19 protein-coding genes are annotated in these 23,556 nt (G+C 72.5%); 17 read left to right on the top strand and 2 right to left on the bottom strand.

The annotated features are described in order from the left end of the window. The first annotated feature begins 39 nt into the window (after positions 1-39). Positions 40-645 (top strand): hypothetical protein, encoded by a 606-nt coding sequence (locus tag GCU60_RS01565; RefSeq protein ID WP_163201874.1) that lies wholly within the window; start codon positions 40-42, stop codon positions 643-645. Here the strand turns inward: GCU60_RS01565 and ileS are convergent. Further along, positions 642-3,806 (bottom strand): isoleucine--tRNA ligase, encoded by a 3,165-nt coding sequence (gene ileS, locus GCU60_RS01560; RefSeq protein ID WP_204261207.1) that lies wholly within the window; start codon positions 3,804-3,806, stop codon positions 642-644. The two genes, GCU60_RS01565 and ileS, sit on opposite strands and share 4 nt — an antisense overlap. An 86-nt stretch (positions 3,807-3,892) precedes the next feature. Here ileS and GCU60_RS01555 point away from each other — a divergent pair, with 86 nt between their 5' ends. The 13 genes from GCU60_RS01555 (at position 3,893) to GCU60_RS01495 (ending at position 19,531) form a co-directional block, all read left to right on the top strand. Further along, positions 3,893-5,404 (top strand): potassium/proton antiporter, encoded by a 1,512-nt coding sequence (locus GCU60_RS01555; RefSeq protein ID WP_163201873.1) that lies wholly within the window; start codon positions 3,893-3,895, stop codon positions 5,402-5,404. Between the two features lie 37 nt (positions 5,405-5,441). Beyond that, complete coding sequence (locus GCU60_RS01550; protein ID WP_163201872.1) at positions 5,442-6,038, top strand: hypothetical protein; 597 nt, start codon at positions 5,442-5,444, stop codon at positions 6,036-6,038. A gap of 190 nt (positions 6,039-6,228) precedes the next feature. Next, positions 6,229-7,458, top strand: coding sequence for a DUF4032 domain-containing protein (locus tag GCU60_RS01545; protein ID WP_163201871.1), 1,230 nt, complete (start codon positions 6,229-6,231; stop codon positions 7,456-7,458). A 168-nt stretch (positions 7,459-7,626) separates the two neighbouring features. Further along, positions 7,627-8,988, top strand: a complete 1,362-nt coding sequence (locus GCU60_RS01540; RefSeq protein WP_345770318.1) for an extracellular solute-binding protein — start codon at positions 7,627-7,629, stop codon at positions 8,986-8,988. Next, on the top strand, positions 8,985-9,944 hold the full coding sequence (locus GCU60_RS20010; RefSeq protein WP_163201870.1) for an ABC transporter permease subunit: 960 nt from the start codon (positions 8,985-8,987) through the stop codon (positions 9,942-9,944). Before GCU60_RS01540 ends, GCU60_RS20010 begins: the two co-directional genes overlap by 4 nt. Before the next feature lie 3 nt (positions 9,945-9,947). Next, positions 9,948-10,781, top strand: coding sequence for a carbohydrate ABC transporter permease (locus GCU60_RS01530; protein ID WP_163201869.1), 834 nt, complete (start codon positions 9,948-9,950; stop codon positions 10,779-10,781). A gap of 55 nt (positions 10,782-10,836) precedes the next feature. Further along, positions 10,837-12,114 (top strand): ABC transporter ATP-binding protein, encoded by a 1,278-nt coding sequence (locus tag GCU60_RS01525; protein ID WP_163201868.1) that lies wholly within the window; start codon positions 10,837-10,839, stop codon positions 12,112-12,114. Positions 12,115-12,217: 103 nt separating this feature from the next. Further along, positions 12,218-12,787 carry a signal peptidase II gene (gene lspA / locus GCU60_RS01520; protein WP_345770317.1) on the top strand — a complete coding sequence of 190 codons (570 nt, stop codon included), beginning with the start codon at positions 12,218-12,220 and terminating at the stop codon, positions 12,785-12,787. 38 nt (positions 12,788-12,825) lie between these two features. Continuing rightward, positions 12,826-13,773 (top strand): RluA family pseudouridine synthase, encoded by a 948-nt coding sequence (locus tag GCU60_RS01515; RefSeq protein ID WP_163201867.1) that lies wholly within the window; start codon positions 12,826-12,828, stop codon positions 13,771-13,773. Between the two features lie 11 nt (positions 13,774-13,784). Beyond that, positions 13,785-14,588, top strand: coding sequence for a CPBP family glutamic-type intramembrane protease (locus tag GCU60_RS01510; protein WP_163201866.1), 804 nt, complete (start codon positions 13,785-13,787; stop codon positions 14,586-14,588). A 27-nt stretch (positions 14,589-14,615) separates the two neighbouring features. Then, a complete protein-coding gene (locus tag GCU60_RS01505) occupies positions 14,616-15,071 on the top strand; it encodes a GNAT family N-acetyltransferase (protein ID WP_163201865.1) in 456 nt (151 codons plus the stop codon). Between the two features lie 199 nt (positions 15,072-15,270). After that, the gene (gene dnaE / locus GCU60_RS01500) at positions 15,271-18,837 is read left to right on the top strand and encodes a DNA polymerase III subunit alpha (RefSeq protein ID WP_345770316.1); all 3,567 of its coding nucleotides are present in this window, start codon (positions 15,271-15,273) and stop codon (positions 18,835-18,837) included. Positions 18,838-18,913: 76 nt separating this feature from the next. Continuing rightward, on the top strand, positions 18,914-19,531 hold the full coding sequence (locus tag GCU60_RS01495; RefSeq protein ID WP_163201864.1) for a hypothetical protein: 618 nt from the start codon (positions 18,914-18,916) through the stop codon (positions 19,529-19,531). A gap of 18 nt (positions 19,532-19,549) precedes the next feature. Here the strand turns inward: GCU60_RS01495 and GCU60_RS01490 are convergent, their stop codons facing one another. Next, complete coding sequence (locus tag GCU60_RS01490; RefSeq protein ID WP_163201863.1) at positions 19,550-20,350, bottom strand: LON peptidase substrate-binding domain-containing protein; 801 nt, start codon at positions 20,348-20,350, stop codon at positions 19,550-19,552. 118 nt (positions 20,351-20,468) lie between these two features. Between GCU60_RS01490 and hisD the strand changes: the two genes are divergently transcribed. The 3 genes from hisD (at position 20,469) to hisB (ending at position 23,552) form a co-directional block, all read left to right on the top strand. Continuing rightward, on the top strand, positions 20,469-21,773 hold the full coding sequence (gene hisD, locus GCU60_RS01485; protein WP_163201862.1) for a histidinol dehydrogenase: 1,305 nt from the start codon (positions 20,469-20,471) through the stop codon (positions 21,771-21,773). Then, positions 21,770-22,876 (top strand): histidinol-phosphate transaminase, encoded by a 1,107-nt coding sequence (locus GCU60_RS01480; protein ID WP_163201861.1) that lies wholly within the window; start codon positions 21,770-21,772, stop codon positions 22,874-22,876. The genes hisD and GCU60_RS01480 overlap by 4 nt, the downstream gene beginning before the upstream one ends. Before the next feature lie 79 nt (positions 22,877-22,955). Then, positions 22,956-23,552, top strand: a complete 597-nt coding sequence (gene hisB, locus GCU60_RS01475) for an imidazoleglycerol-phosphate dehydratase HisB (RefSeq protein ID WP_135095638.1) — start codon at positions 22,956-22,958, stop codon at positions 23,550-23,552. The last annotated feature ends 4 nt before the right edge of the window (positions 23,553-23,556 follow it).

The following is a 23,556-nucleotide window of genomic DNA, read 5'->3' as shown; positions in this document are numbered from 1 at the left end:
GACGGGCGCCGCGGCCGCCCGCCGCCCTAAGGTGCAGGCGTGATCCTCGGTGCCGGTCTGCTCGTGCTGGTCGGGCTCGGGTTGTTCGTGGCCGCGCTGCTCACCGGCGTGGACGCGCTCTACTGGGGCTGCGTGGCCGCCTGCGCGCTCGCCGCCGGTCTGCTGGTCGCGGCGCGCCGGGGCATGAGCGCGCGGTCGGGATCACCCGCGGGCGCCGGAGGCGGCACCACCACCCCCGCGGCCTCCACCCCCACGGCCACGGTCCCCGCGGGCCCGGCCGCCCGGGGTGGCGCCACGGCTGCAGGTGCGCAGGGACCGTCGGCAGCGAGCGTCGCGGAGACGCGCGACGCCCGGCCAGCGACGGTGCAGGTTCCCTCCGGGGGCGGCGGGGCGGTCGCCCGGGACGAGACCGACCCGGAGATCGAGGAGGTGGAGGTCACCGACCTGCTCCTGGTCGTCGACCTCACCGACGAGGTGCTCGTCGTCGACGAGCACCCGCGCTACCACGTCGCCGGGTGCGCCTGGCTCGGCGACCGGGAGACGATCCCGATCCCGCTGGACGAGGCCCGCGGGGACGGGTTCACGCCCTGCGCGGTGTGCCGGCCCGACCGCACGCTCGCCGACCGGGCCCGCTCCCGCCGCTAGGCCTTCGTCACCCAGAACCGCGAGCCCTCGGGTCCTTCGACGCCCTCGCCGGTGCCCGGGGTCGCCGGGTGCACCGCCACCGCGAGCACCTCGCCGGCCAGTTGCTCGGCGTGCTCGTCGAGCGCCTGCGCCAGCTGTCCGCCGGCCGTCCAGCGGAGCTCGATGCGGTCGCTGACCTCCAGGCCGGAGTTCTTGCGGGCCTCCTGCACCAGACGGACCACCTCGCGCACCAGCCCGGCACGCTCCAGCTCCGGGGTGAGGGTCAGGTCCAGCGCCACGGTGAGCCCACCCGTGCTGGCCACGGTCCAGCCCTCGCGCGGGGTCTCGGTGACGATCAGATCGCCGTCCTCCAGGACGACCGGTGCGCCGTCGACCTCCACGGTCGCGGTGCCCGCCCGGTAGGCGCTCACCAGGGCCGCGGGGTCGGTGGCGGCGACGGCCTTGGCGACGGCCTGCACCTGCTTGCCCATCCGTCGGCCCACCGCGCGGAAGTCGATCTTCACGCTGACGTCGACCAGGTCCCCGCCGACCGCGGCGAGCTCCAGCACCTCGGTGACGTTGAGCTCGTCGGCCACCTCGCCCACCAGGTCGCGGGGGAGCGTGGACCAGCCCGCCGCCGCGACGACCGCGCGGGCCAGCGGCTGCCGGGTGCGCATCTTCGACGACGTGCGGGCGGAGCGGCCGAGCTCCACCAGCCGGCGGACCAGGGCCATCTGCTCGACCAGCGGATCGTCCAGCGCCGCCTCGTCCACCGTCGGCCACGTCGCCAGGTGCACCGAGTCGGGGGCGTCGCCGCCGACGAGGCCGGGGACGACCGCGCGGGACCACACCTCGTCGGTGACGAACGGGGTGAACGGCGCCATGAGCCGGGTCAGCCCGTCGAGCACCTCGTGCAGCGTGCCAAGGGCGGAGGCGTCGCCGTCCCAGAAGCGACGCCGGGACCGTCGCACGTACCAGTTGGACAGGTCGTCGACGAACTGGGCGAGCATCCGCCCGGCGCCCTGGGTGTCGAACACCTCCAGCGCCGCGGTGACGTCGCGGGTGACCGCGGCGAGCTCCGCCAGGGCCCAGCGGTCCAGCAGCGGCCGCTCGGCCCGCGCCGGGGCGGGGGAGGCGGCCGGGTCCCAGCCGTTGGTCTCGGCGTACAGGGTGAAGAAGCTCGCGGTGTTCCAGTAGGTCAGCAGGACCTTGCGGACGACCTCCGACAGCGTCTCGTGGCCCACCCGGCGCGCCGACCAGGGCGAACCGCCGGCCAGCATGAACCAGCGGACGGCGTCGGCGCCGTGCCGGTCCATCAGCGGGATGGGCTCGAGGATGTTGCCCAGGTGCTTGCTCATCTTCCGGCCGTCCTCGGCCAGGATGTGGCCCAGGCAGAGCACGTTCTCGTAGGAACTCTTCTCGAACACCAGCGTGCCGACGGCCATCAGCGTGTAGAACCAGCCACGCGTCTGGTCGATCGCCTCGGCGATGAACTGCGCCGGGTAGGCGGCCTGGAACTGCTCCTGGTTGCGGTGCGGCGCGCCCCACTGGGCGAAGGGCATCGACCCGGAGTCGTACCAGGCGTCGATGACCTGGCGGACCCGGCGGTAGGTGCCCTCCTCGCCGGGGCGGGTGAAGGTGACGTCGTCGATGAAGGGCCGGTGGGGGTCCAGGTCGGACAGGTCCCGGCCGGTCAGCTCGGAGAGCTCGGCCAGCGAGCCGACGGCGACGAGCCTCGACGGGTCGGCGTCGTTGCGCCAGATCGGCAGCGGCGTGCCCCAGTACCGGTCACGGGAGAGCGCCCAGTCGATGTTGTTGGTCAGCCAGTCGCCGTAGCGGCCGGTCTTGATGCTCTCCGGGAACCAGTTGGTCTTCTCGTTCTCGGCGAGCAGCTGGTCCTTGATCTGGCTGGTGCGGATGTACCAGGACGGCTGCGCGTAGTACATGAGCGGGGTGTGGCAGCGCCAGCAGTGCGGATAGCTGTGCTCGTACCGGATCTCCCGGAAGAGCACGCCGCGCGCCAGCAGGTCCTCCACGAGCGCGGGGTCGGCGGCCTTGAAGAAGTGGCCGCCCACGAGCGGCACCTCGGCGAGGAAGTGGCCGGTGCCGTCGATGGGGTTCACCACGGGCAGGCCGTAGCCGCGGCAGACGGCGAGGTCGTCGGCGCCGAACGCGGGGGACTGGTGCACCAGGCCGGTGCCGTCGTCGACGGTCACGTACTCGGCGAGGACGACGAAGTGCGCGTCACCCTCGGGGAACTCGACCAGCTCGAACGGGCGCTGGTAGTGCGTGCGCTCCCAGTCGCGGCCCGGCGCGCTGCCGAGCACCTCGGCGCCCTCCCCGAGGACGGCGGCCAGCAGCGGCTCGGCCACGACCACGGGGACGTCGTCGGTGCCGGCGGCCCGGGCGACGACGTAGGTCACCTCGGGGTTCACGGCGACGGCGGTGTTGCTGGGCAGCGTCCACGGCGTCGTCGTCCACACCAGCAGGTCGGCCCGGCCGGCCCACTCCCCGTCGGTGATCGGCAGGCGGACGTACACCGAGGGGTCGGTGATGGTCTCGTACCCCTGGGCGACCTCGTGGTCGCTCAAGCCGGTGCCGCAGCGCGGGCAGTAGGGCGCCACGCGGTGGTCCTCGACCAGCAGGCCCTTGTCGAACACCTGCTTGAGCGACCACCAGACGCTCTCGATGTAGGCGGGGTCCATCGTCCAGTAGGCGGTGGACATGTCGACCCAGTAGCCCATCCGCTGCGTGAGCTCGGTGAACGAGTCGACGTGCCGGAGCACCGACTCCCGGCAGCGGTCGTTGAACTCGGCGATGCCGTAGCGCTCGATGTCGGGCTTGCCGGCGAAGCCCAGCTCCTTCTCCACGGCGATCTCCACCGGCAGGCCGTGGCAGTCCCAGCCGGCGCGGCGGGGCACGTGCCAGCCCTGCATCGTCTTGAACCGGGGGAAGACGTCCTTGAACGCGCGCGCCTCGATGTGGTGGGTGCCGGGGCGGCCGTTGGCGGTGGGCGGGCCCTCGTAGAAGTTCCACTGCGGCCGGCCCTGCGAGGCCTCCAGCGACCGGTCGAAGACCTTCTCGCTCTCCCAGCGCTCGAGGATGCGGTGCTCGAGGGCGGGCAGGTCGACCTGCGGGGGCAGCGCGGCGAAGGGACCGGTGGGGGCGCTCACGCCGTCCATTCTCCCCGAACCGGCAAACGGGTTCGCCGGTGCGTCCCCTGCGCCCGCGCGGCGGTACGGAAGACTGCCCCCATGGCGGGGGCGCGGTGAACACCACGGTGACCGTCGCCCTGGCCATCGGCGCCGGTGTGGTGCTCCTGGCCGCGATCGCGCTGCGCCTGGCCGACCGGCTGGGCCTGCCCAGCCTGCTGCTCTACCTCGCCATCGGGGTCGTCCTCGGCGAGAGCGGTCTGGGCGTGGAGTTCGAGGACTACTCGCTCGCCCAGACCCTGGGTGTCGCGGCGCTGCTGGTGATCCTGGCCGAGGGTGGGCTGACCACCCGCTGGGCCGACGTCCGCCGCGCGCTGGGGCCCGGGCTGAGCCTGGCGACCGTCGGCGTCATGGTGAGCATCGGCGTCACCGGGGCGGTGACCGTCTGGCTGCTCGGCTGGAGCTGGGGGTTCGCCTTCCTGGTGGCCGCGGTGATCAGCTCCACCGACGCCGCCGCCGTCTTCGCGACGCTGCGCCGGCTGCCGCTGCCCCGGCGCCTGGCCGCCTCGCTGGAGACCGAGAGCGGGCTGAACGACGCCCCGGTGATCCTGCTCGTCGTCGTCCTCTCCGACATCCTCACCGGCGAGGCCTCCGGGCCCTGGTGGCTGGTTCCGGTGGTCGTCCTCGCCGAGCTCGCCGGAGGAGCGGCCCTGGGGCTGGCCGTCGGCTTCGGCGGCGCGGAGCTGCTCCGCCGGGTCGCGCTGCCGCTGTCGGGCTTCTACCCGCTGGCCACCCTGGCGCTGTGCGTCCTGGCCTTCGCCGGCGCCGACCTGCTGCACGCCTCCGGGTTCGTCGCCGTCTACCTGTGCGGGCTGGTGCTGGGCAACGCCACGCTGCCGCACCGCTCGGCCAGCATCGGGTTCGCCGAGGGCATGGCCTCGCTCGCCCAGATCGGCCTGTTCGTGATGCTGGGACTGCTGGTCTCGCCGTCCCGGCTGCCCGAGGCGGTCGGTCCGGCGCTGGTGGTGGGCGGCGCGCTGCTGCTGCTCGCCCGGCCGCTGTCGGTGCTGGCCAGCCTGGTGTGGTTCCGCTTCCCGGCGCGGCAGCAGGTGTTCATCGCCTGGGCCGGGCTGCGCGGCGCCGTTCCGATCGTCGTCGCCACCTTCCCGCTGACCGCGCAGGTGCCCGGGGCCACGACGGTGTTCGACACCGTCTTCGTGCTGGTCCTCGTCTTCACCCTGGTGCAGGGCTGGTCGCTGCCGTGGGTGGCGCGGCGGCTGGGCATCGCCGCGCCGCTGGCGCCGCGGGAGATCCAGGTGGAGGCCGCGCCGTTGGAGGAGCTGGACGCCGAGCTCATGCAGATGACGGTGCCGGCCGGGTCGCGGCTGCACGGCGTCTACCTGCCCGAGCTGCGGCTGCCCGAGGACGCTGCCGTCGTGCTGATCGTGCGGCACCGCCGCTCGTTCGTGCCCGACGAGACCACCCGCCTCATGCGCGGGGACCAGGCGCTGCTGGTGTCTGCGCGGCGCTCGCGCCCCGAGGCCGAGCGCCGGCTGCGCGCGGTCAGCCGCGCCGGCCGGCTGGCGATGTGGCGCGGCGAGTCGGGCCGCCCCGACGACGAGGACTGAGGGTGGCCGGCGGCAGCCCACCGGCGGCGAGGTCCCGATGACGGATCGCCGGGCGTCCACGGACGGCACCCCGGCCGTCCCGGGTGAGGTCCGGGTGCTCCTGGGGCGGTGCGGCACGCCGCTGATCGTGTTCTCCGCCCTCGGGATCGTGGGCTCGTTCGTGTTCGCCTGGGGCTGGATCGCCGACGACCTCCCGACCCCACCGGGGGACATGCTGGTCACGCTGCTGCCGCTGGTGCTGGGAGTGATCGTCCTCGGTCTCCTGGCCACCGCCAGGATCGTCGGGAGCTCGACGGGACACGTGGTGGTGATCGGCTTGTTCGTGGTGCATCGGGTCCCCGTCCACGAGATCGTGGAACTGGCGCCGCGGGGACCCCTGGCCATCCGCACGGCCTCCGGTCGCCGTGTCCGCTCCATCGCCTACGGGCAGTCGCTGATCGGTGAGGTGGCGGGCTGTCCGCGGTCCAGGAGGGCGTCGGATCGGATCACCGAGTTCTGCCACCGGATGGAGGCAGACGGGAACGGTCGCGGAGGGTCGGAGTGCTCCGTCGGGCTGCGAGGCGGCGAGATGCTGGTTGCTCTCCTGTCGGGAGTGCTGCTGGTCGCGGTGACCGTGGTGCTGAATCAGGCGTGATCGCCGTCGGGCCCACCGGAGAGGGGGTGAGCATTGGCCCGCGAACGGACATCCTGCAGTCGGGGATGACCGGTGGCGGGACAACGCCTCCGCTTCTCCGGCGATCTGCCAGCCCGCGTGTGCCCTGCAGGCGCGGGCGCTCCTCGCGTGGCATCGTGACGAGCAGATCCAGCCTCCCCGGGAGCGCGCCATGAGGTACCTCTTCCGGCCACCGGCCGCGGACGCGACGGGCCTGCTGGTCCTGCCGTGGGACCAGCCACTCGAGGAGTGGGACGACGAGCTGCTGCTCGACGTCCCCTCGCGGGGCATCTCCCGGCACGTCGTCCGGTTCGTCGCCGTCGAGGACCGGGTCTACGCGCTCAAGGAGATCGACGAGCGGCTGGCCCGGCACGAGTACGCCCTGCTGGCCCAGTTCGAGGGCGAGGGCCTGCCCGCGGTCTCGGTGCTCGGCATCTGCGTCGACCGCCCGGACGACCAGCCGGCGGTCCTGGTCACCCGCTACCTCGAGTACTCGATGTCCTACCGCTGGCTGTTCTCCCGGCCACGCGGGGCGCACTCGGCCGAGCAGCTGCTGGACACGATGGTCGTGCTGCTGGTCCGGCTGCACCTGGCCGGCGTCTTCTGGGGCGACTGCTCGCTGTCCAACACCCTCTTCCGGCTCGACGCCGGCACCTTCGCCGCCTACCTGGTCGACGCCGAGACCGTGGAGCGCCACCCGAGCCTGTCGCCGGGCCAGCGGGCCTACGACGTCGACCTCGCTCGCGAGCGGGTCGGCGCGGAGCTGCTGGACCTGCAGTTCGGCGGGCTGCTGCCCGCCGACATCGACCCGATCGAGGTCGCCGAGAGCCTGCCCCGGCGCTACGAGTCGCTGTGGGAGGAGGTCACCCGCGAGGAGGTCTTCCGCACCGACGAGCAGCGCTACCGCGTCGCCGAGCGGCTCCGGCGGCTCAACGACCTCGGCTTCGACGTCGGCGAGGTGGAGCTCCGGACTACCGACGCGGGCACCCGGCTGCGGGTGGAGACCCGGGTGGCCGGGCCCGGGCAGAACCGGCACGAGCTGTTCCGCCTCACCGGCCTGGAGGTGCAGGAGCGGCAGGCCCAGCGGCTGCTCAACGACGTCCGGGCATTCCGCGCCTACCTGGAGCAGAAGTCGGGCAGCCCGGTCCCGGAGACGATCGCCGGGCACCGCTGGCTCGCCGAGGTGTACCAGCCCGTCGTCGACGCCATCCCGGAGGACCTGCGTGGCCGGCTGGAGCCGGCCGAGGTCTTCCACGAGGTGCTCGAGCACCGCTGGTTCCTGTCCGAGCAGGCCGGCCGGGACGTCGGGACGACGAAGGCCGCCCGCTCCTACTTCGACACCGTGCTGCCGCGGACACCACAGGAACTGACCACGCCGTCGGTCATCGCCGGCCGCGGCTGAGCCGCATCCGGGAGTCCGCCCGGCGGTCCGCAGCGCAGCGGTACGTCTCGGTCCGATCGCGATCCACGGCCCGGCACCGGTTCGAATTGACACCCCCTGTGACCTGCACCACGCTGCGAAGATCACGGCGATCAACCGTCGCCGTCGCGCCAACGGAGGCGATGCGCAGTGCCCTACGCGGCTGGCAGAACAGAGCCCGGGACGCGGGCGACCACGATCCGACCGGCCGCGCGGAGGAGGCCGGGCAGACCGGTCGCCGCGGCCGCCGCCCTCCTCGTCACCGCCGGGACGCTCGCCGCGTGCGGCGGCGACGGCGGGGGAGCCTCGACCCTCACCTGGTACATCAACCCCGACGCGGGCGGGCAGGCCGAGATCGCCGCCCGGTGCACCGAGGCGGCCGACGGTCGATACACGATCGAGACGGCGCTGCTGCCCCGTGACGCGGCCTCCCAGCGGGAGCAGCTCATCCGGCGCCTGGCGGCCAACGACGCCTCGATCGACCTGATGAGCCTGGACCCGCCGTTCATCCCCGAGTTCGCGCAGGCGGGCTTCCTGGCCCCGGTGCCCGAGGACGTCGCCGAGCGCGTCGCCGAGGACGTCGTGGAGAGCGCCGTCGAGGGCTCGACCTGGGACGGCGAGCTCGTCGCGGTCCCGTTCTGGGCCAACACCCAGGTGCTCTGGTACCGCAAGTCCGTCGCCGAGGCGGCGGGATTGAACATGGACGAGCCGGTGACCTGGGAGCAGATCGTCCAGGCCGCCGAGGAGACCGGCACGCTGGTCGGCGCCCAGGGAGCGCGCGCCGAGTCGCTGACCGTCTGGTTCAACGCCCTCATCGAGTCCGCCGGCGGCTCGATCATCACCGACGCCTCGCCCGAGGACCCCGCCCAGATCGAGCTGGGGCTCACCTCCGAGGCCGGCCGGCGGGCCGCCGAGGTGATGAAGATGGTCGCGGAGTCCGACGCCGCGGGGCCGGCGTTCTCCACCTCCAACGAGGACTCCAGCGCCACCGGGCTGGAGAGCGAGAACGGCGGTTTCAACGTCAACTACCCGTTCGTCTACCCCCGCGCGCTGGGCGCCGTCGAGGCCGGGACCATGGACCCCTCCGTGCCCGAGGACTACGCCGCGGCGATCTTCCCGCGGGTGAACGAGGACGAGCCGGCCGCACCGCCCTACGGCGGGATCAACCTCGGCGTCGGCGCCTTCAGCGAGAGCCCCGAGCTGGCCTACGAGGCCGCGGAGTGCATCGTCTCGGACGAGAACCAGGCGTACTACTTCGTGACCAACGGCAACCCGGCGTCGGCGACCTCGGTGTACGACGACCCGGAGGTCCTGGAGGCCTTCCCGATGGCCCCGGTCATCCAGGAGTCCCTGGAACTGGCCGCGCCGCGGCCGCAGACGCCGTACTACAACGAGATCTCGGTCGGCATCCAGCGCGCCTACCACCCGCCGTCGGGCGTCGATCCCGGGCAGACCGGCGAGGCGGCCACGGAGCTCATCAAGGCGGTTCTGGCGAAGGAGGACCTGCTGTGACGACGACGACGCTCCCGCCGGGCAAGAAGACCGAACCGGTCTCCGCGCCCAAGAACGGGATCACCGACCGCGCGCGCAGCGAGCGGAAGCTCGGCTGGCTGCTGGCCGGCCCGGCGTTCGCGGTGATGCTGCTGGTCACCGCCTACCCGATCGTGCAGGCCACCTACGAGTCGCTGTTCGACTACCGGCTCACCGACCCGGAGAACCGCTCCTTCGTCGGGCTGACCAACTACTGGGTCATCCTCACCGACTCGCTGTGGTGGCAGTCGATCGGCGTGACGGCGTTCATCACCGTGGTCACCGTCGCCGTCGAGCTGGTCCTCGGCTTCGGCCTCGCGCTGGTGATGGTCAAGGCCCTGCGGGCGCTGCGGCCGGTGCTCCGGGCGGCGATCCTCATCCCGTACGCGGTCATCACCGTGGTGTCGGCCTTCGCCTGGCAGTTCGCCTTCGACATCAACTCCGGGTTCGTGAACTCGTGGTTCACCTGGCTCCCCGGGGTCTCGGAGAACACCGACTGGTTCGGCGACCGGTGGACGGCGCTGCTGGTCATCTGCCTGGCCGAGATCTGGAAGACCACGCCCTTCATCTCGCTGCTCCTGCTGGCCGGCCTGGCCCAGGTGCCCGAGGTGCTCCAGGAGGCGGCCAAGGTCGACGGCGCGACCCGGTGGCAGCGGATGTGGCGGGTGACCATCCCCAACATGAAGGCGGCGATCATGGTCGCCCTGCTGTTCCGCACGCTCGACGCGTTCCGGGTCTTCGACACCATCTTCATCATGACCAACGGGGCCAACGGCACCGAGTCGGTGTCGTTCCTCGCCTACCGGCAGACCATCGCGCGGCTGGAGATCGGGCTCGGCTCCGCCGTCTCCGTGCTGCTCTTCCTGTGCGTGGTCGCGATCGCCTTCTCCTTCATCAAGCTCTTCAAGGTCGACCTGGCCCAGGCCCGGGGGGAGTAGTCCATGACCACGCGGAAGAAGATCCTCTGGGGCATCGGCGCGTTCTTCATCGTCGTCTACTGCCTCTTCCCGATCGCCTGGATCGTGTCGGTGTCGTTCAAGGCGCCGAGCGACCTCGCCAACGGCAGTTTCCTGCCGTCGGAGCTCACCTGGCAGAACTACGACCTGATCCTGTTCGGCGGGGCGAGCGACCTGTTCCTGCCAGCGCTGGTCAACTCCTTCGGCATCTGCCTGATCGCCACGGCGATCTCGTGCCTGCTGGCCATGTTCGCCGCCTACGCCATCGCGCGGCTTGACTTCCCCGGCAAGAAGCTGATCCTGTCCACCGCCCTGGCGGTGGCGATCTTCCCGGTCATCTCGATCGTGACTCCGCTGTTCAACCTCTGGCGGAACATCGGCCTCTACGACACCTGGCCGGGCCTGATCATCCCGTACCTGTCGCTGACGCTGCCGATCTCGATCTGGACCATGTCGGCGTTCTTCCGGGAGATCCCCTGGGAGATGGAGCAGGCCGCCCAGGTGGACGGCGCCACCACCTGGCAGGCGTTCCGCAAGGTGATCGTGCCGCTGGCCGCGCCGGGTGTCTTCACCACGGCGATCATCGCCTTCTTCATCGCCTGGAACGACTTCATCTACGGGATCTCGCTGACCTCCACCGAGGCGGCCCGCCCGGTGCCCGCGGCGCTCGGCCTGTTCACCGGCGCCTCGCAGTTCGAGGAGCCCACCGGCGCCATCTCGGCGGCGGCGGTCATCGTGACGATCCCGGTCGTCGTGCTCGTCCTGCTCTTCCAGCGGCGCATCGTCGCCGGCCTCACCAACGGCGCGGTCAAGGGCTGACCGCCATGACGCCGACCAGCCTCACCTCATCGACCTCCCGAGAGGACGAACACTGATGGCCTCCATCGACATGAAGAACATCGTCAAGAAGTACGGCGACGGGTTCCCGGCGGTCAACGACGTCAGCCTGGACATCGCCGACGGGGAGTTCATGATCCTCGTCGGGCCGTCCGGCTGCGGTAAGTCGACGCTGCTGCGGATGATCGTCGGGCTGGAGGACATCACCAGCGGCGACATGGTCATCGGCGGCAAGCGGGTCAACGACCTGGCGCCCCGCGACCGGAACCTGTCGATGGTCTTCCAGAACTACGCCCTGTACCCGCACATGACGGTGTACGAGAACATCGCCTTCCCGTTGCGGCTGTCCAAGACCCCCGACGACGAGGTCCGCCGCCGCGTCACCGAGGCCTCCGACGTGCTCGAGCTCAAGGAGCACCTGGAGCGCAAGCCGGCCAATCTCTCCGGGGGTCAGCGCCAGCGGGTCGCCATGGGGCGGGCCATCGTCCGGCAGGCCGACGCGTTCCTCTTCGACGAGCCACTCTCCAACCTCGACGCGAAGCTGCGCGGCCAGATGCGCACCGAGATCTCCCGGCTGCAGCGCCGGCTGGGGATCACGACCGTCTACGTCACCCACGACCAGACCGAGGCCATGACCCTCGGCGACCGGGTCTGCGTGCTCCGGAAGGGCAAGATCCAGCAGGTCGCCTCCCCGCGGGAGCTCTACGAGCAGCCGGTCAACCTCTTCGTCGCGGGCTTCATCGGCTCCCCGCCGATGAACTTCCTGCCGGCGACGCCGGAGGGCAACCGGCTGAGGACGCCGTTCGGCGAGATCGAGCTGGACGAGAAGCGGGCCGCCGCGGTGGCCGGCCACGACCTCCTGCTGGTCGGCATCCGCCCCGAGTACTTCGACGACGCCTCGCTCGTCGACGAGGCCAAGCGGCCGCTCGGCTCCACCTTCCGGGCGAAGGTCGACGTGACCGAGTGGCTCGGCGACTCCCAGTACGCCTACATCCCCTACGAGGCCCCCGACTCCATCCGCAGCCAGCTCCGCGAACTGTCCAAGGAGCTGGACTCCGAGGAGCTGCGCACCCAGGCGATCGTCTCCATCGACGCCACCAGCCGGATCCGGGAGGGGCGCGAGGCCGAGTTCTGGCTGGACAGCCGCAAGATCCACGTGTTCGACCCGCAGTCGGGCGAGAACCTCACCCGGGACGCCGAGGCCGGCGCGGAGCTGACCCGGCTCGCCACCCAGGACCGGCTGGAGCAGGCGGAGGAGGCCGGCGGCCGGGACACCGACGCACGCGGGGGCGCGACGGCCGTCGGCGTCGGCTGATCGGCACCGTGCCGGACCGCGGCTATCGTCGTCGGCACCGGGGGCCGTCCGCCCCCGGTGCCGATCGATCGAGGAGCCCGCGCTGACCGAGCACGCCGAGCCGGTGGACGAGCCGACGGGCGGCGCCTCCGCCGTGGCGGAGCCGCCGCGCGGTCCCTCGCGGACGCGGCTGCTGCTGTCGCTGGCCTCTGTCGTGCTGCTGGCCGACCTGGTCACCAAGCTGATCGTGGTGGCCACGATCGAGCCGGGGGAGGACATCCGCGTCCTCGGTGGCGCCCTCTACCTGACGAACCTGCGCAACACCGGTGCCGCCTTCTCCTTCGCCGAGGGCTTCACCGTGGTGTTCACCCTGGTCGCGCTGGCCGTGGTCGTGGTGATCGTGCGCACCGCCCGCCGGCTGTTCTCCACCGGCTGGGCCGTGGCGCTGGGACTGGTGCTCGGCGGGGCGCTGGGCAACCTGATCGACCGGATCTTCCGCGACCCCGGGTTCCTGCGCGGCGGCGTCGTCGACTTCCTGTCGGTGTTCGGCCCCGACGGTCGCATCTGGCCGGTCTTCAACGTGGCCGACTCGGCGATCGTCTGCGGCGGGATCCTGGGTGTGGTGCTCGCCCTGCGCGGCATCGAGTTCGACGGCACCCGCAGCACCGGCAAGGACCCCGCCGACACCGCCTGACGTCCGGCTGCACACCCCTGTCCGGCCCGACCCGCACAATGGAGCCCGTGACCAGCACTCCCGGCCTCCACCGGGCCCTTCCGGTGCCCGACGGGCTGGAGGGGCAGCGGGTGGACCAGGCGCTCACCCGGCTCTTCGGGCTGTCCCGCACCGCCGCCGCCGAGGTGGCCGACGCCGGCCTCGTGGTCGTCGACGGCCGGGTGCGCGGCAAGGGCGACCGGCTCTCCGGCGGCAGCTGGTTGGAGGTCGAGCTGCCGGCCCCGCCGGGTGAGCCCGCCCCGCCGAAGCCGGTCGAGGGCATGACGGTCCTGCACGACGACGACGACCTGGTCGTCGTCGACAAGCCCGTCGGCGTCGCCGCCCACCCCAGCCCAGGCTGGGACGGGCCCACGGTGATCGGCGGGCTGGCCGCCGCCGGCTTCCGGATCTCCACCTCCGGCGCCGCCGAGCGGCAGGGCGTCGTGCACCGGCTGGACGCCGCCACCACCGGGGTGATGGTGGTGGCCAAGAGCGAGCGGGCCTACACCGCGCTCAAGGCCGCGTTCAAGGAGCGCACGGTCGAGAAGGGCTACAACGCCCTCGTCCAGGGCCACCCCGACCCCTCCCGCGGCACCATCGACGCCCCGATCGACCGGCACCCCAAGCACGACTGGCGGTTCGCGGTCGTCCAGGGCGGCCGTCCCTCGGTGACCCACTACGAGGTGATGGAAGCCTTCGCCGCCGCCAGCCTGGTCGACATCAGGCTCGAGACCGGACGCACCCACCAGATCCGCGTGCACTTCTCCGCCCTGCGCCACCCCTGCGTCGGTGACACGACCTACGGCGCCGACCCCACGCTGGCCGCCCGGCTGGGGGTGTCGCGCCAGTGGCTGCACGCGGTGCGGCTCGGGTTCCCGCACCCCGCCGACGGGAGCTGGGTGGAGTTCACCAGCGAGTACCCGCCCGACCTCGCCGGCGCGCTGGCCGTCCTGCGCGCCGAGGCCTGACCACACCTGCGGTGACCGGCCTGCCGGACTCCCTCGCCGACTTCGGTCCCGCCGCGCTGGCGGCGGTCGTGGTCGCGGCCTACCTGGTCGTGGGGGAGCCGGTGGCCGGGCACGTGCTGCACCGGCGGTTCGAGGGGCGGCTGCGCACCGACGCCGGGGCGCGGCGGTCCTTCTACCGGCGGCTGCTGGTCCTCGAGTGGGGGCTGGCCGTGCTCGCCTTCGTCGTCTGGCTGTTCGCCACCGACGTCTCCGCCGGGGCCGTGGGGCTGCGCTGGCCGCAGGAGTGGCCGGGGCCGTTCACCGCGGTCGTCGTCGTGGTCGTGCTGCTGTTCGTCGTCGCCTCCACCCGCCAGCTGCGGGCCGGCGCGCTGCTGGAGATGGTCCGGCCCACGCGCCGCCCGGGGGACGGCCGGCACGCCGAGCCGCCCGGGCAGTCGACGCTGGCCCTGCTCCCGCGCACCGACGACGAGCGGCGGTTGTTCACCGTCGTCGGGATCACCGCCGGCGTCTGCGAGGAGTGGCTCTACCGCGGCTTCTTCCTCGCCGTGGTCGCCGCGGTGCTCGGGGGCGCGCCGTCGTTCGTGCTCGTCGTCGTCGCGGCTGTCGCCTTCGGGCTGGCGCACGCGTACCAGGGGCGGGCGGGCATCGTCCTCACCGGCGTGCTCGGCGGGATCATGGCCGCCCTCTACCTGGACACCGGCTCGCTGCTGTGGCCGGTCCTGCTGCACGCGGTCATCGACCTGCGCTTCCTCCTCGTGCCGGCGAGCGCGCTGCCCGCCTCGTCGCCGGGGGAGCAGGAGCCCCCGGAGGGCTGAGCGGAGGGCGCGCGGAGAATGTCCTCCGTGCCGAGTCCCACCGCTTCCGTCGCCGGCCCTGCGGACTGGCCGGAGGTCGCCGCCCTGCGCACCGGCGTGTTCGTCGCGGAGCAGGGCGTCCCGCCGGAGATCGAGCAGGACGCCGCCGACGCGACCGCCGTCCACGTGCTGAGCCGGGACGGCAGCGGCCGCGTCGTGGCCACCGGGCGGCTGCTGCTGGAGGAGACGACGGCCCGGATCGGAAGGATGGCGGCAGCAGCCGAGGTGCGGGGGAGAGGCCATGGCGCCGCCGTGCTCGCCGAGCTGCACCGCCAGGCGGTCGCCCTCGGCGCCACGCAGGTGGAGCTGCACGCGCAGCTGCCGGCCCGCCGCTTCTACGAGCGCGAGGGCTACGCGGCCGTCGGCGACGTGTACGAGGAGGCCGGTATCGCGCACGTCACCATGCGGCGCCGGCTCGGCGAGGGGCCTGCGGGAACCGTGTGACGGAGTGGTCCGGATCGCCGAGACACGAACCTGTCGGTGGTCGCCGGTACACCTGTCGAGGTGCGAGGATCGGGCCACCGGTCACCGCTGGAACGTCACCGCCGAACGGCCTTCCCCGCCGGTCATGAGAACCACCCCGTCGCCACTGCCTGCCTCGCGCCGGCCGGGCCGTCGAGACCCGTGAGGAGCACCCCGCACCGTGAGCAGCCCGTCCCGTGACGAGAACTTCGTGCACCTGCACGTGCACACCGAGTACTCGATGCTGGACGGTGCGGCGAAGCTGCCGGAGGTCACCGCGGCGGCGGCGGCGCAGGGGATGCCGGCGCTGGCGATGACCGACCACGGCAACGTGTTCGGCGCCTACGACTTCTACAAGCAGGCCAAGAACGCCGGCGTCAAGCCGATCATCGGCATGGAGGGCTACTACACCCCGGGGTCCCGGTTCGACCGCGCGCCGTTCGACTTCGGCGACAAGCTCCTCGACGAGGAGGGCGACGGCGGGAACAACCGGGGCAAGGCCGCGTACACGCACATGACGCTGCTGGCCCGCACCACCGAGGGGATGCACAACCTCTTCCGCATCTCCTCGCTGGCCAGCCTCGAGGGTCAGTACCGCAAGCCGCGCTTCGACCGCGACCTGCTGGAGAGGTACGGCAAGGGCCTCATCGCCACCACCGGCTGCCCGTCGGGCGAGGTGAACATGTGGCTGCGCGCCGGCAAGGAGGACAAGGCGCGGGCGGCCGCGGCCGACTTCCAGGACATCTTCGGGCGGGAGAACTTCTACGCCGAGCTGATGGACCACGGGCTCTCGATCGAGAAGAAGACCCGGCCGGCGCTGATGTCCATCGCCAAGGACCTCGGCATCCCGCTGCTGGCCACCAACGACCTGCACTACACGCACAAGGAGGACGCCGCCGCGCACGACGCGCTCCTGTGCATCCAGACCGGGTCCCGGCTCAACGAGACCAACCGCTTCCGCTTCAACGGGGACGGCTACTACCTGAAGTCCGCCGCCGAGATGCGCGCGCTGTTCTCCGGCGACCTGTCGGTCGCCTGCGACAACACCCTGCTCGTCGCCGAGCAGTGCGAGGTGGAGTTCACCGAGGGCGCGGACCTGATGCCGCGCTTCCCGCTGCCGCCGGGGGAGGACGAGACCTCCTGGTTCATCAAGGAGGTCGAGCGCGGCCTGCACAAGCGGTACCCGAACGGCATCCCCGACCACGTGCGCAAGCAGGCCGACTACGAGACCGGGATCATCTGCCAGATGGGCTTCCCGGGGTACTTCCTCGTGGTCGCCGACTTCATCAACTGGGCCAAGGACAACGGCATCCGCGTCGGTCCGGGCCGTGGTTCGGCGGCCGGGTCGCTGGCCGCCTTCGCCATGGGGATCACCGACCTCGACCCACTGCAGCACGGGCTGATCTTCGAGCGGTTCCTCAACCCCGAGCGCGTCTCGATGCCCGACGTCGACATCGACTTCGACGACCGCCGCCGCGGCGAGGTCATCCAGTACGTCTCGCAGAAGTACGGCGAGGAGCGGGTCAGCCAGATCGTCACCTACGGCACGATCAAGGCCAAGGCCGCGATCAAGGACGCCGCCCGCGTGCTCGACCGCCCCTACTCCGTCGGCGACGAGCTCACCAAGCTGATGCCGCCGGACGTCATGGGCAAGGGCATCCCGCTGACCGGGGTGTTCGACCCGGCGCACCCGCGCTACAAGGAGGCCACGGAGTTCCGGGCCCGCTACGAGTCCGACCCGGGCGCCGCCGAGGTCGTGGACCAGGCGCGCAAGCTCGAGGGCCTGAAGCGCCAGTGGGGCGTGCACGCCGCCGGCGTCATCATCGGCCGCTACCCGCTGATCGACTCCATCCCGATCATGCGCCGCGAGGCCGACGGCGCGATCATCACGCAGTTCGACTACCCGACCTGCGAGACGCTCGGCCTGCTCAAGATGGACTTCCTGGGCCTGCGCAACCTCACGGTCATCGACGACGCGCTGCGCAACATCGTGATCAACGGCAAGGAGCCGGTCGACCTCGACGAGATCAGCAAGGACCTCACCGACCCGGCGACGTACGCCCTGCTCTCCCGCGGCGACACCCTGGGCGTCTTCCAGTTCGACGGCGGCCCGATGCGGTCCCTGCTGCGGCTCATGCGGCCGGACAACTTCGAGGACATCTCGGCCGTCGGTGCCCTCTACCGACCGGGCCCGATGGGTGCGAACTCGCACACCAACTACGCGCTCCGCAAGAACGGCCAGCAGGAGATCACGCCGATCCACCCGGAGCTGGCCGAGCCGCTGGAGGAGATCCTCGGCCAGACCTACGGCCTGATCGTCTACCAGGAGCAGGTCATGGCGATCGCGCAGAAGGTCGCCGGGTACTCGCTCGGCAAGGCCGACCTGCTGCGCCGCGCGATGGGCAAGAAGAAGAAGTCCGTCCTGGACGCCGAGTTCGTCGGCTTCGAGGCCGGCATGAAGGCCAACGGCTTCTCCGCCGCCGCGATCAAGACGCTGTGGGACATCCTCGTCCCGTTCGCCGACTACGCGTTCAACAAGGCGCACTCCGCCGCCTACGGCCTGGTGTCCTACTGGACCGCCTACCTCAAGGCGAACTACCCGGCCGAGTACATGGCCGGCCTGCTCACCAGCGTCCAGGACGACAAGGACCGCCGGCCGATCTACCTGGCCGAGTGCCGCCGCATGGGCATCAAGGTGCTCCCGCCGGACGTCAACGAGTCCTCCTGGGACTTCACCGCCGTCGGCACCGACATCCGCTTCGGGCTGGCGTCGGTGCGCAACGTCGGCACCAACGTCGTGGAGTCGATCGTCAAGGCGCGCGAGGAGAAGGGCGCGTTCAAGGACTTCGCCGACTTCATGCGCAAGATCGACACGGTGGCCTGCAACAAGAAGGTCATCGAGTCCCTCGCCAAGGCCGGGGCCTTCGACTCCCTCGGCCACTCCCGGCAGGGCATCGTCGCCATCCACGCGCAGGCCGTCGACTCCGCGATGGGCCTCAAGCGCAAGGAGGCCGAGGGCCAGTTCGACCTCTTCGGCAGCTTCGGCGACGAGGCCGCGGCGGACGACCCGTTCGCCGGCGCGCTGGACATCACCATCCCCACCGCGGACTGGTCGAAGAGCGAGCGGCTGATGTTCGAGCGCGACATGCTCGGCCTCTACGTCTCCGACCACCCGCTGCACGGGGTCGAGCACGTGCTGACCTCGCACGCCGACACCCCGATCGCGGAGATCAACGCCGGAGGAGTGGAGGACGGCGCCAACGTCACCATCGCCGGCATCCTCACCTCGGTGTCACCGCGCACCAACAAGCAGGGCGCCCCGTGGGCGATCGCCACGGTCGAAGACCTCGAGTCCGGCATCGAGGTGCTGTTCTTCCCCAAGACCTGGATCGAGGTCTCGGAGAAGGTGCTCCGCGACCAGATCGTCGTGGTCAAGGGGCGGATCAGTCGGCGGGACGACCAGCCCTCGCTGTTCGGCTCCGAGGTGACCGTCCCCGAGCTCACCGAGGGCCCGCGCGGGCCGGTGCTGGTGTCCATGGCCGCGGCCCGGTGCACCCCGCCGGTGGTCGAGCGGCTGCGCGAGGTGCTCGGCAGCCACCCGGGCACCACCGAGGTCCAGCTCAAGCTGGTCAACGGCAGCCGGGAGACGGTGCTGCGGCTGGACCAGGGGCTGCGGGTGCGCCCCAGCACCGCGCTCATGGGTGACATCAAGGCGCTGCTCGGCCCGACCAGCGTGGCGCTGCTCTGACGGCGGAGCCCCTGGCCCCCGGCGATCGCGAGCTCGCGGCGGGTCCCTGCCGGGGGCCATGGGGTTCACTGGACCGGTGAGCACGTCGCCGACGCCTGCCCCGCCCCTGCAGGCCCCGCCCGGCCCCGCGCCGTCCCGGGACGTCTTCTGGCGGGGATGGCCCGAGGTCCAGCAGGACCTGCAGCGCGGTCGCTGGGTGCTGGCCGGCCTCGCCCTGGCCGGCATCCCCGCGGGCGTCCTGTGGTGGCTGCTGGCCCCGCGCGCGGACTACCGGATCACCGCGGACGGGCCGGTCGCCGTCGGCCTGCCCGCCGCCGAGGTGCCCGTCGGCGACGACTCGGTGCTGCTGCTGGTGCTCCTCGGGCTGGGGCTGGTCGCCGGGGTCCTCGCCTGGCTGCGGCGCGGTGCCCGCGGCGTCGGGATGCTCCTCGTCCTGGCCCTGGGCGCATCGCTGGCCGCGGTCGGCGCCTGGCAGGTCGGTGCGCTCCTGGGGCAGGGGCCCACCGAGGCCGACCTCACGGCCGTCGGATCCACGGTGACCACCGGGCTCACCCTGCGGGCGCTGCCGGTGCTCGCCGCGGCCCCGTTCGCCGCGCTGCTGGCCTACCTCGCCTGCGTGCTGGGCACCGCCGACGACGGGCTGGGTCGCGAGGTGGCCCCGTCCGGAGGCTCGCCCCGAGCTGGCGAGGGGTGAGAGGGACGGGGTCCTTCTTCAGTTCACCGTCATGGGGGTGGTGAACTGCTGCAGCGGAGCGGGCACGGCGCCCAGCGTCTGGAGCAGCGTCAGCTCACGGCGCAGCAACCGGGACTCGGCCGCCAGCCGCCGCCGGGTCGCCGACTCGGCCAGCAGCGCCTGCCGGTCCTCCGTGGTGAGCAGCGCGGAGGAGGCCACCAGCCACGACAGCGCGCACGGGTCGTCCGCGGCCGCGGCCAGCCGCACCGCGGCCTCCGCCTCGTCCCCGGCAGCCCCGGCGCCGAGCTCCGCCACCTCCGCGACGTACTCGGTGAACAGCTCGCCCACCCCGCGGGCCAGCACGTCCAGCGAACCGCGGGCCACCTCGGCGGCGAGGTCGTCGGCCGGCGGGACCACCCGGGCCGGCCCGTCGGCGACCGACTCGGCGTCCCCGGCGGCCTCCTCGGCCGCCTCCTCCTCGGCCAGCCACTCGACCTCGGCCTGGAGGTAGGGCGGGTCGTCCCCGACGACGACGTCGAGCAGCCGGAACCGCTCACCGCCGACGGTCACGACGCGGAAACCGCCGTCGGGCTGCGGCTGGACCCGGCGCAGTCGCGCGGTGCAGCCGATGTCGTAGAGCGCCGCCGCGGGAGCCACCCGCTCGACCTCCCAGCCCTGCCGGATCGCGACCACGCCGAAGAACCGGCGGTCGCCGTGCTCGGGCAGAACCATCAGGTCGCGCATCAGCCGGCGGTACCGCGGCTCGAAGATCTGCAGGGGCAGCACCGCCCCGGGGAACAGCGGCCGGCCCAGCGGGAACAGCGGGATCAGCTCACCCATCCCGGCAAGCGTACGGGCCCCGCGAACCGGGGCCGCCCAGGCGCCCCGGGGGTGACCGGCGCCGCTGGCTACGCTGGGAACCCGCCGCACCAGTCCCGTCCAGCCCCGGAGGCAGCCCGTGCTCGCCCGCATCGACCTGCGCGGTAACCCGCTGCCCGGCGTCCGGGAGCTCACCGGCCTGCTGCCGCGTGCGGCCACCGACATCGACTCGGTCATGGCGACGGTCCGCCCGCTCTGCGAGGACGTGCGCGTCCGCGGCGCCCAGGCGGTCCGCGAGATCACCGCCCGGCTCGACGGCGTGGACGCCCAGGACTTCGCCGTTCCGCAGGAGGCGCTCGACCGCGCGCTGGCCGAGTGCGCCCCCACGCTCCGCGCGGCGCTGGAGGAGGCCATCTCCCGGGTTCAGAAGGTGCACGCCGACCAGCGCCGCACCGACGTCACCACCCAGGTGGTCCCCGGTGGCACGGTCACCGAGCGCTGGCTGCCGGTGCGCCGGGTGGGCCTCTACGTGCCCGGCGGCTTGGCCCCGCTGCTGTCCAGCGTCGTCATGAACGTCGTGCCCGCGCAGATCGCCGGCGTGGAGTCCATCGCCGTCGCCTCGCCGCCGCAGCGCGACCACGGCGGTCTGCCCGACCCGGGCGTGCTCGCCGCCTGCGCGCTGCTCGGCGTCACCGAGGTGTACGCCGTCGGTGGCGCCCAGGCGATCGCCGTCTTCGGCTACGGCGCCGGGTCCTGCGAGCCGGTCGACATGGTCACCGGCCCGGGCAACGTCTACGTCACCGCCGCCAAGCGGCTGCTGCGCGGGATGATCGGCATCGACTCCGAGGCCGGCCCCACCGAGGTCGCGATCCTCGCCGACGACACCGCCGATCCCGCGCACGTCGCCGCCGACCTGATCAGCCAGGCCGAGCACGACCCGCTGGCCGGCGCCGTGCTGGTCACCACCAGCGAGGAGCTCGCCGACGCCGTCCTGGCGCTCGTGCCCGGCCAGGTCGCGGCCACCAAGCACTCCGACCGGATCACCACCGCGCTCGACGGCACCCAGTCGGGGGTCGTGCTCGTCGACGACCTGGAGGACGGGCTGCGCGTCGTGGACGCCTACGCCGCCGAGCACCTGGAGATCCAGACCCGGAACCCGCGCGCGATCGCCGACCGGGTGCGCAACGCCGGGGCGATCTTCGTCGGTGCCTGGTCGCCGGTCTCGCTGGGCGACTACGCCGCCGGGTCCAACCACGTGCTGCCCACCGGTGGCTGCGCCCGGCACCAGAGCGGCCTGTCGGTGCAGTCCTTCCTGCGCGGCATCCACGTCGTGGAGTACGACGAGCAGGCGCTGGCCGAGGTCGCTCCGCACATCGACGCCCTCGCCGGGGCCGAGGACCTGCCGGCGCACGCGGCGGCGGTGCGGATCCGGCAGACACGATGACGTCGCTGGAGGACCTCCCGCTGCGGCCGGAGCTTCGCGGCCGCACGCCCTACGGCGCCCCGCAGGTGCCGGCCACGCACCGGCTCAACACCAACGAGAACCCGCACCCGCTGCCTGCCGAGCTCCTCGCCGACCTCGGTGCGGCGCTCGGCTCCGCGGCGCTGGAGCTCAACCGGTACCCCGACCGCGACGCCGTCGCCCTGCGGGCCGACCTCGCCGGCTACCTGAGCCGCACCAGCGGGGAGCGGGTCGGGCCGGAGCAGGTGTGGGCGGCCAACGGGTCCAACGAGGTGCTGCAGCAGGTCCTGCAGGTGTTCGGTGGGGCCGGCCGGACGGCGCTGGGCTTCACGCCGTCGTACTCGATGCACCCGATCATCTCGGCCGGCACCGGCACGACCTGGGTCGACGGGCACCGGTCCGCCGACTTCACCATCGACCCCGCCGCGGCGGTGGCGCAGCTGCGCGAGGTGGCGCCCGACGTCGTCTTCGTGACCAGCCCGAACAACCCCACCGGCACCGCGGTCGACCTGGAGACGATCGTCGAGCTGTACGACGTCACCGACGGGGTGCTCGTGGTCGACGAGGCCTACACCGAGTTCGCGCGCAGCGGCACGCCCTCGGCGCTCGGCCTGCTGCCGGGCCGGCCGCGGCTGATCGTCAGCCGGACCATGAGCAAGGCGTTCGGCATGGCGGGGCTGCGGCTGGGCTACCTGGCCGCAGATCCCGCCGTCGTCGACGCGATCCAGCTGGTGCGGCTGCCCTACCACCTCAGCTCGCTCACCCAGGCCGCCGCGCGCGCGGCGCTGGCGCACACCGACGCGCTGCTGGCCACGGTGGACGCGGTCAAGGCCCAGCGGGACCGGATCGTCGACGCGCTGCCGGCCATGGGCCTGACCAGCGTGCCCAGCGACGCCAACTTCGTGCTCTTCGGCCACTTCGCCGACGCCCCCGCCGTGTGGCAGGCGCTGCTCGACCGGGGGGTGCTCGTCCGCGACGTCGGCCTGCCCGGCTGGCTCCGGGTGACCGCCGGGACGCCGGCGGAGACGAGCGCTTTCCTCACGGCCCTGGAGGCTGTTGTCGCCGAGTCCGGAGGCCGGCTCTGACGGCCCCCGACTCGCCTCCGGCCACCACGCTGGGTGAGATCGCGCCGGACCACCGCAGGACTCTGGGAGACTGACGCACATGACCCGCACCGCACGCGTCGAGCGACAGACCAACGAGACCAAGCTCGTGGTCGAGCTGGACCTCGACGGCACCGGCACCAGCTCCATCAGCACGGGCGTGGGCTTCTACGACCACATGCTCACCGCGCTGAGCAAGCACAGCGGGATCGACCTCACCGTGCAGGCCGACGGCGACCTGCACATCGACGCCCACCACACCGTCGAGGACGTCGCGATCGCCCTGGGCCAGGCGTTCGCGCAGGCGCTGGGGGACAAGCGGGGCATCACCCGCTACGGCGACGCGACGATCCCGATGGACGAGGTGCTGGCCCAGGCCGCCGTCGACCTCTCCGGCCGGCCGTACTTCGTGCACGCCGAGCCCGAGAACATGACGCCGATGATCGGCCCGGACTACCCGACGTCCCTCACCAAGCACGTGCTGGAGTCCTTCGCCTTCAACGCGCGGATCAGCCTGCACGTGCGGGTGCTCTACGCCGGCCGCGACGCCCACCACATCGTCGAGGGCCAGTTCAAGGCGCTGGCCCGCGCCCTGCGCCAGGCCGTGGCCATCGACCCGCGGGTCACCGACGTGCCCTCCACCAAGGGCGCGCTGTAACCGG

The sequence above is a fragment of the Blastococcus saxobsidens genome (assembly GCF_010682065.1).
Classification (GTDB): domain Bacteria; phylum Actinomycetota; class Actinomycetes; order Mycobacteriales; family Geodermatophilaceae; genus Blastococcus; species Blastococcus saxobsidens_B.
Note: the sequence above shows the minus strand (reverse complement) of the source record. Positions and strands in the feature narration are given on the sequence as shown.

What these genes read in the sequence shown, in the direction of transcription:
- GCU60_RS01490 (WP_163201863.1), bottom strand. Translation starts at nt 20,350, where the DNA reads ATGGGTGAGCTGATCCCGCTGTTCCCGCTGGGCCGGCCGCTGTTCCCC.
- GCU60_RS01525 (WP_163201868.1), top strand. Translation starts at nt 10,837, where the DNA reads ATGGCCTCCATCGACATGAAGAACATCGTCAAGAAGTACGGCGACGGG.
- GCU60_RS01545 (WP_163201871.1), top strand. Translation starts at nt 6,229, where the DNA reads ATGAGGTACCTCTTCCGGCCACCGGCCGCGGACGCGACGGGCCTGCTG.
- GCU60_RS01530 (WP_163201869.1), top strand. Translation starts at nt 9,948, where the DNA reads ATGACCACGCGGAAGAAGATCCTCTGGGGCATCGGCGCGTTCTTCATC.
- GCU60_RS01515 (WP_163201867.1), top strand. Translation starts at nt 12,826, where the DNA reads ATGGAGCCCGTGACCAGCACTCCCGGCCTCCACCGGGCCCTTCCGGTG.
- GCU60_RS01550 (WP_163201872.1), top strand. Translation starts at nt 5,442, where the DNA reads ATGACGGATCGCCGGGCGTCCACGGACGGCACCCCGGCCGTCCCGGGT.
- GCU60_RS01480 (WP_163201861.1), top strand. Translation starts at nt 21,770, where the DNA reads ATGACGTCGCTGGAGGACCTCCCGCTGCGGCCGGAGCTTCGCGGCCGC.
- hisB (WP_135095638.1), top strand. Translation starts at nt 22,956, where the DNA reads ATGACCCGCACCGCACGCGTCGAGCGACAGACCAACGAGACCAAGCTC.
- ileS (WP_204261207.1), bottom strand. Translation starts at nt 3,806, where the DNA reads ATGGACGGCGTGAGCGCCCCCACCGGTCCCTTCGCCGCGCTGCCCCCG.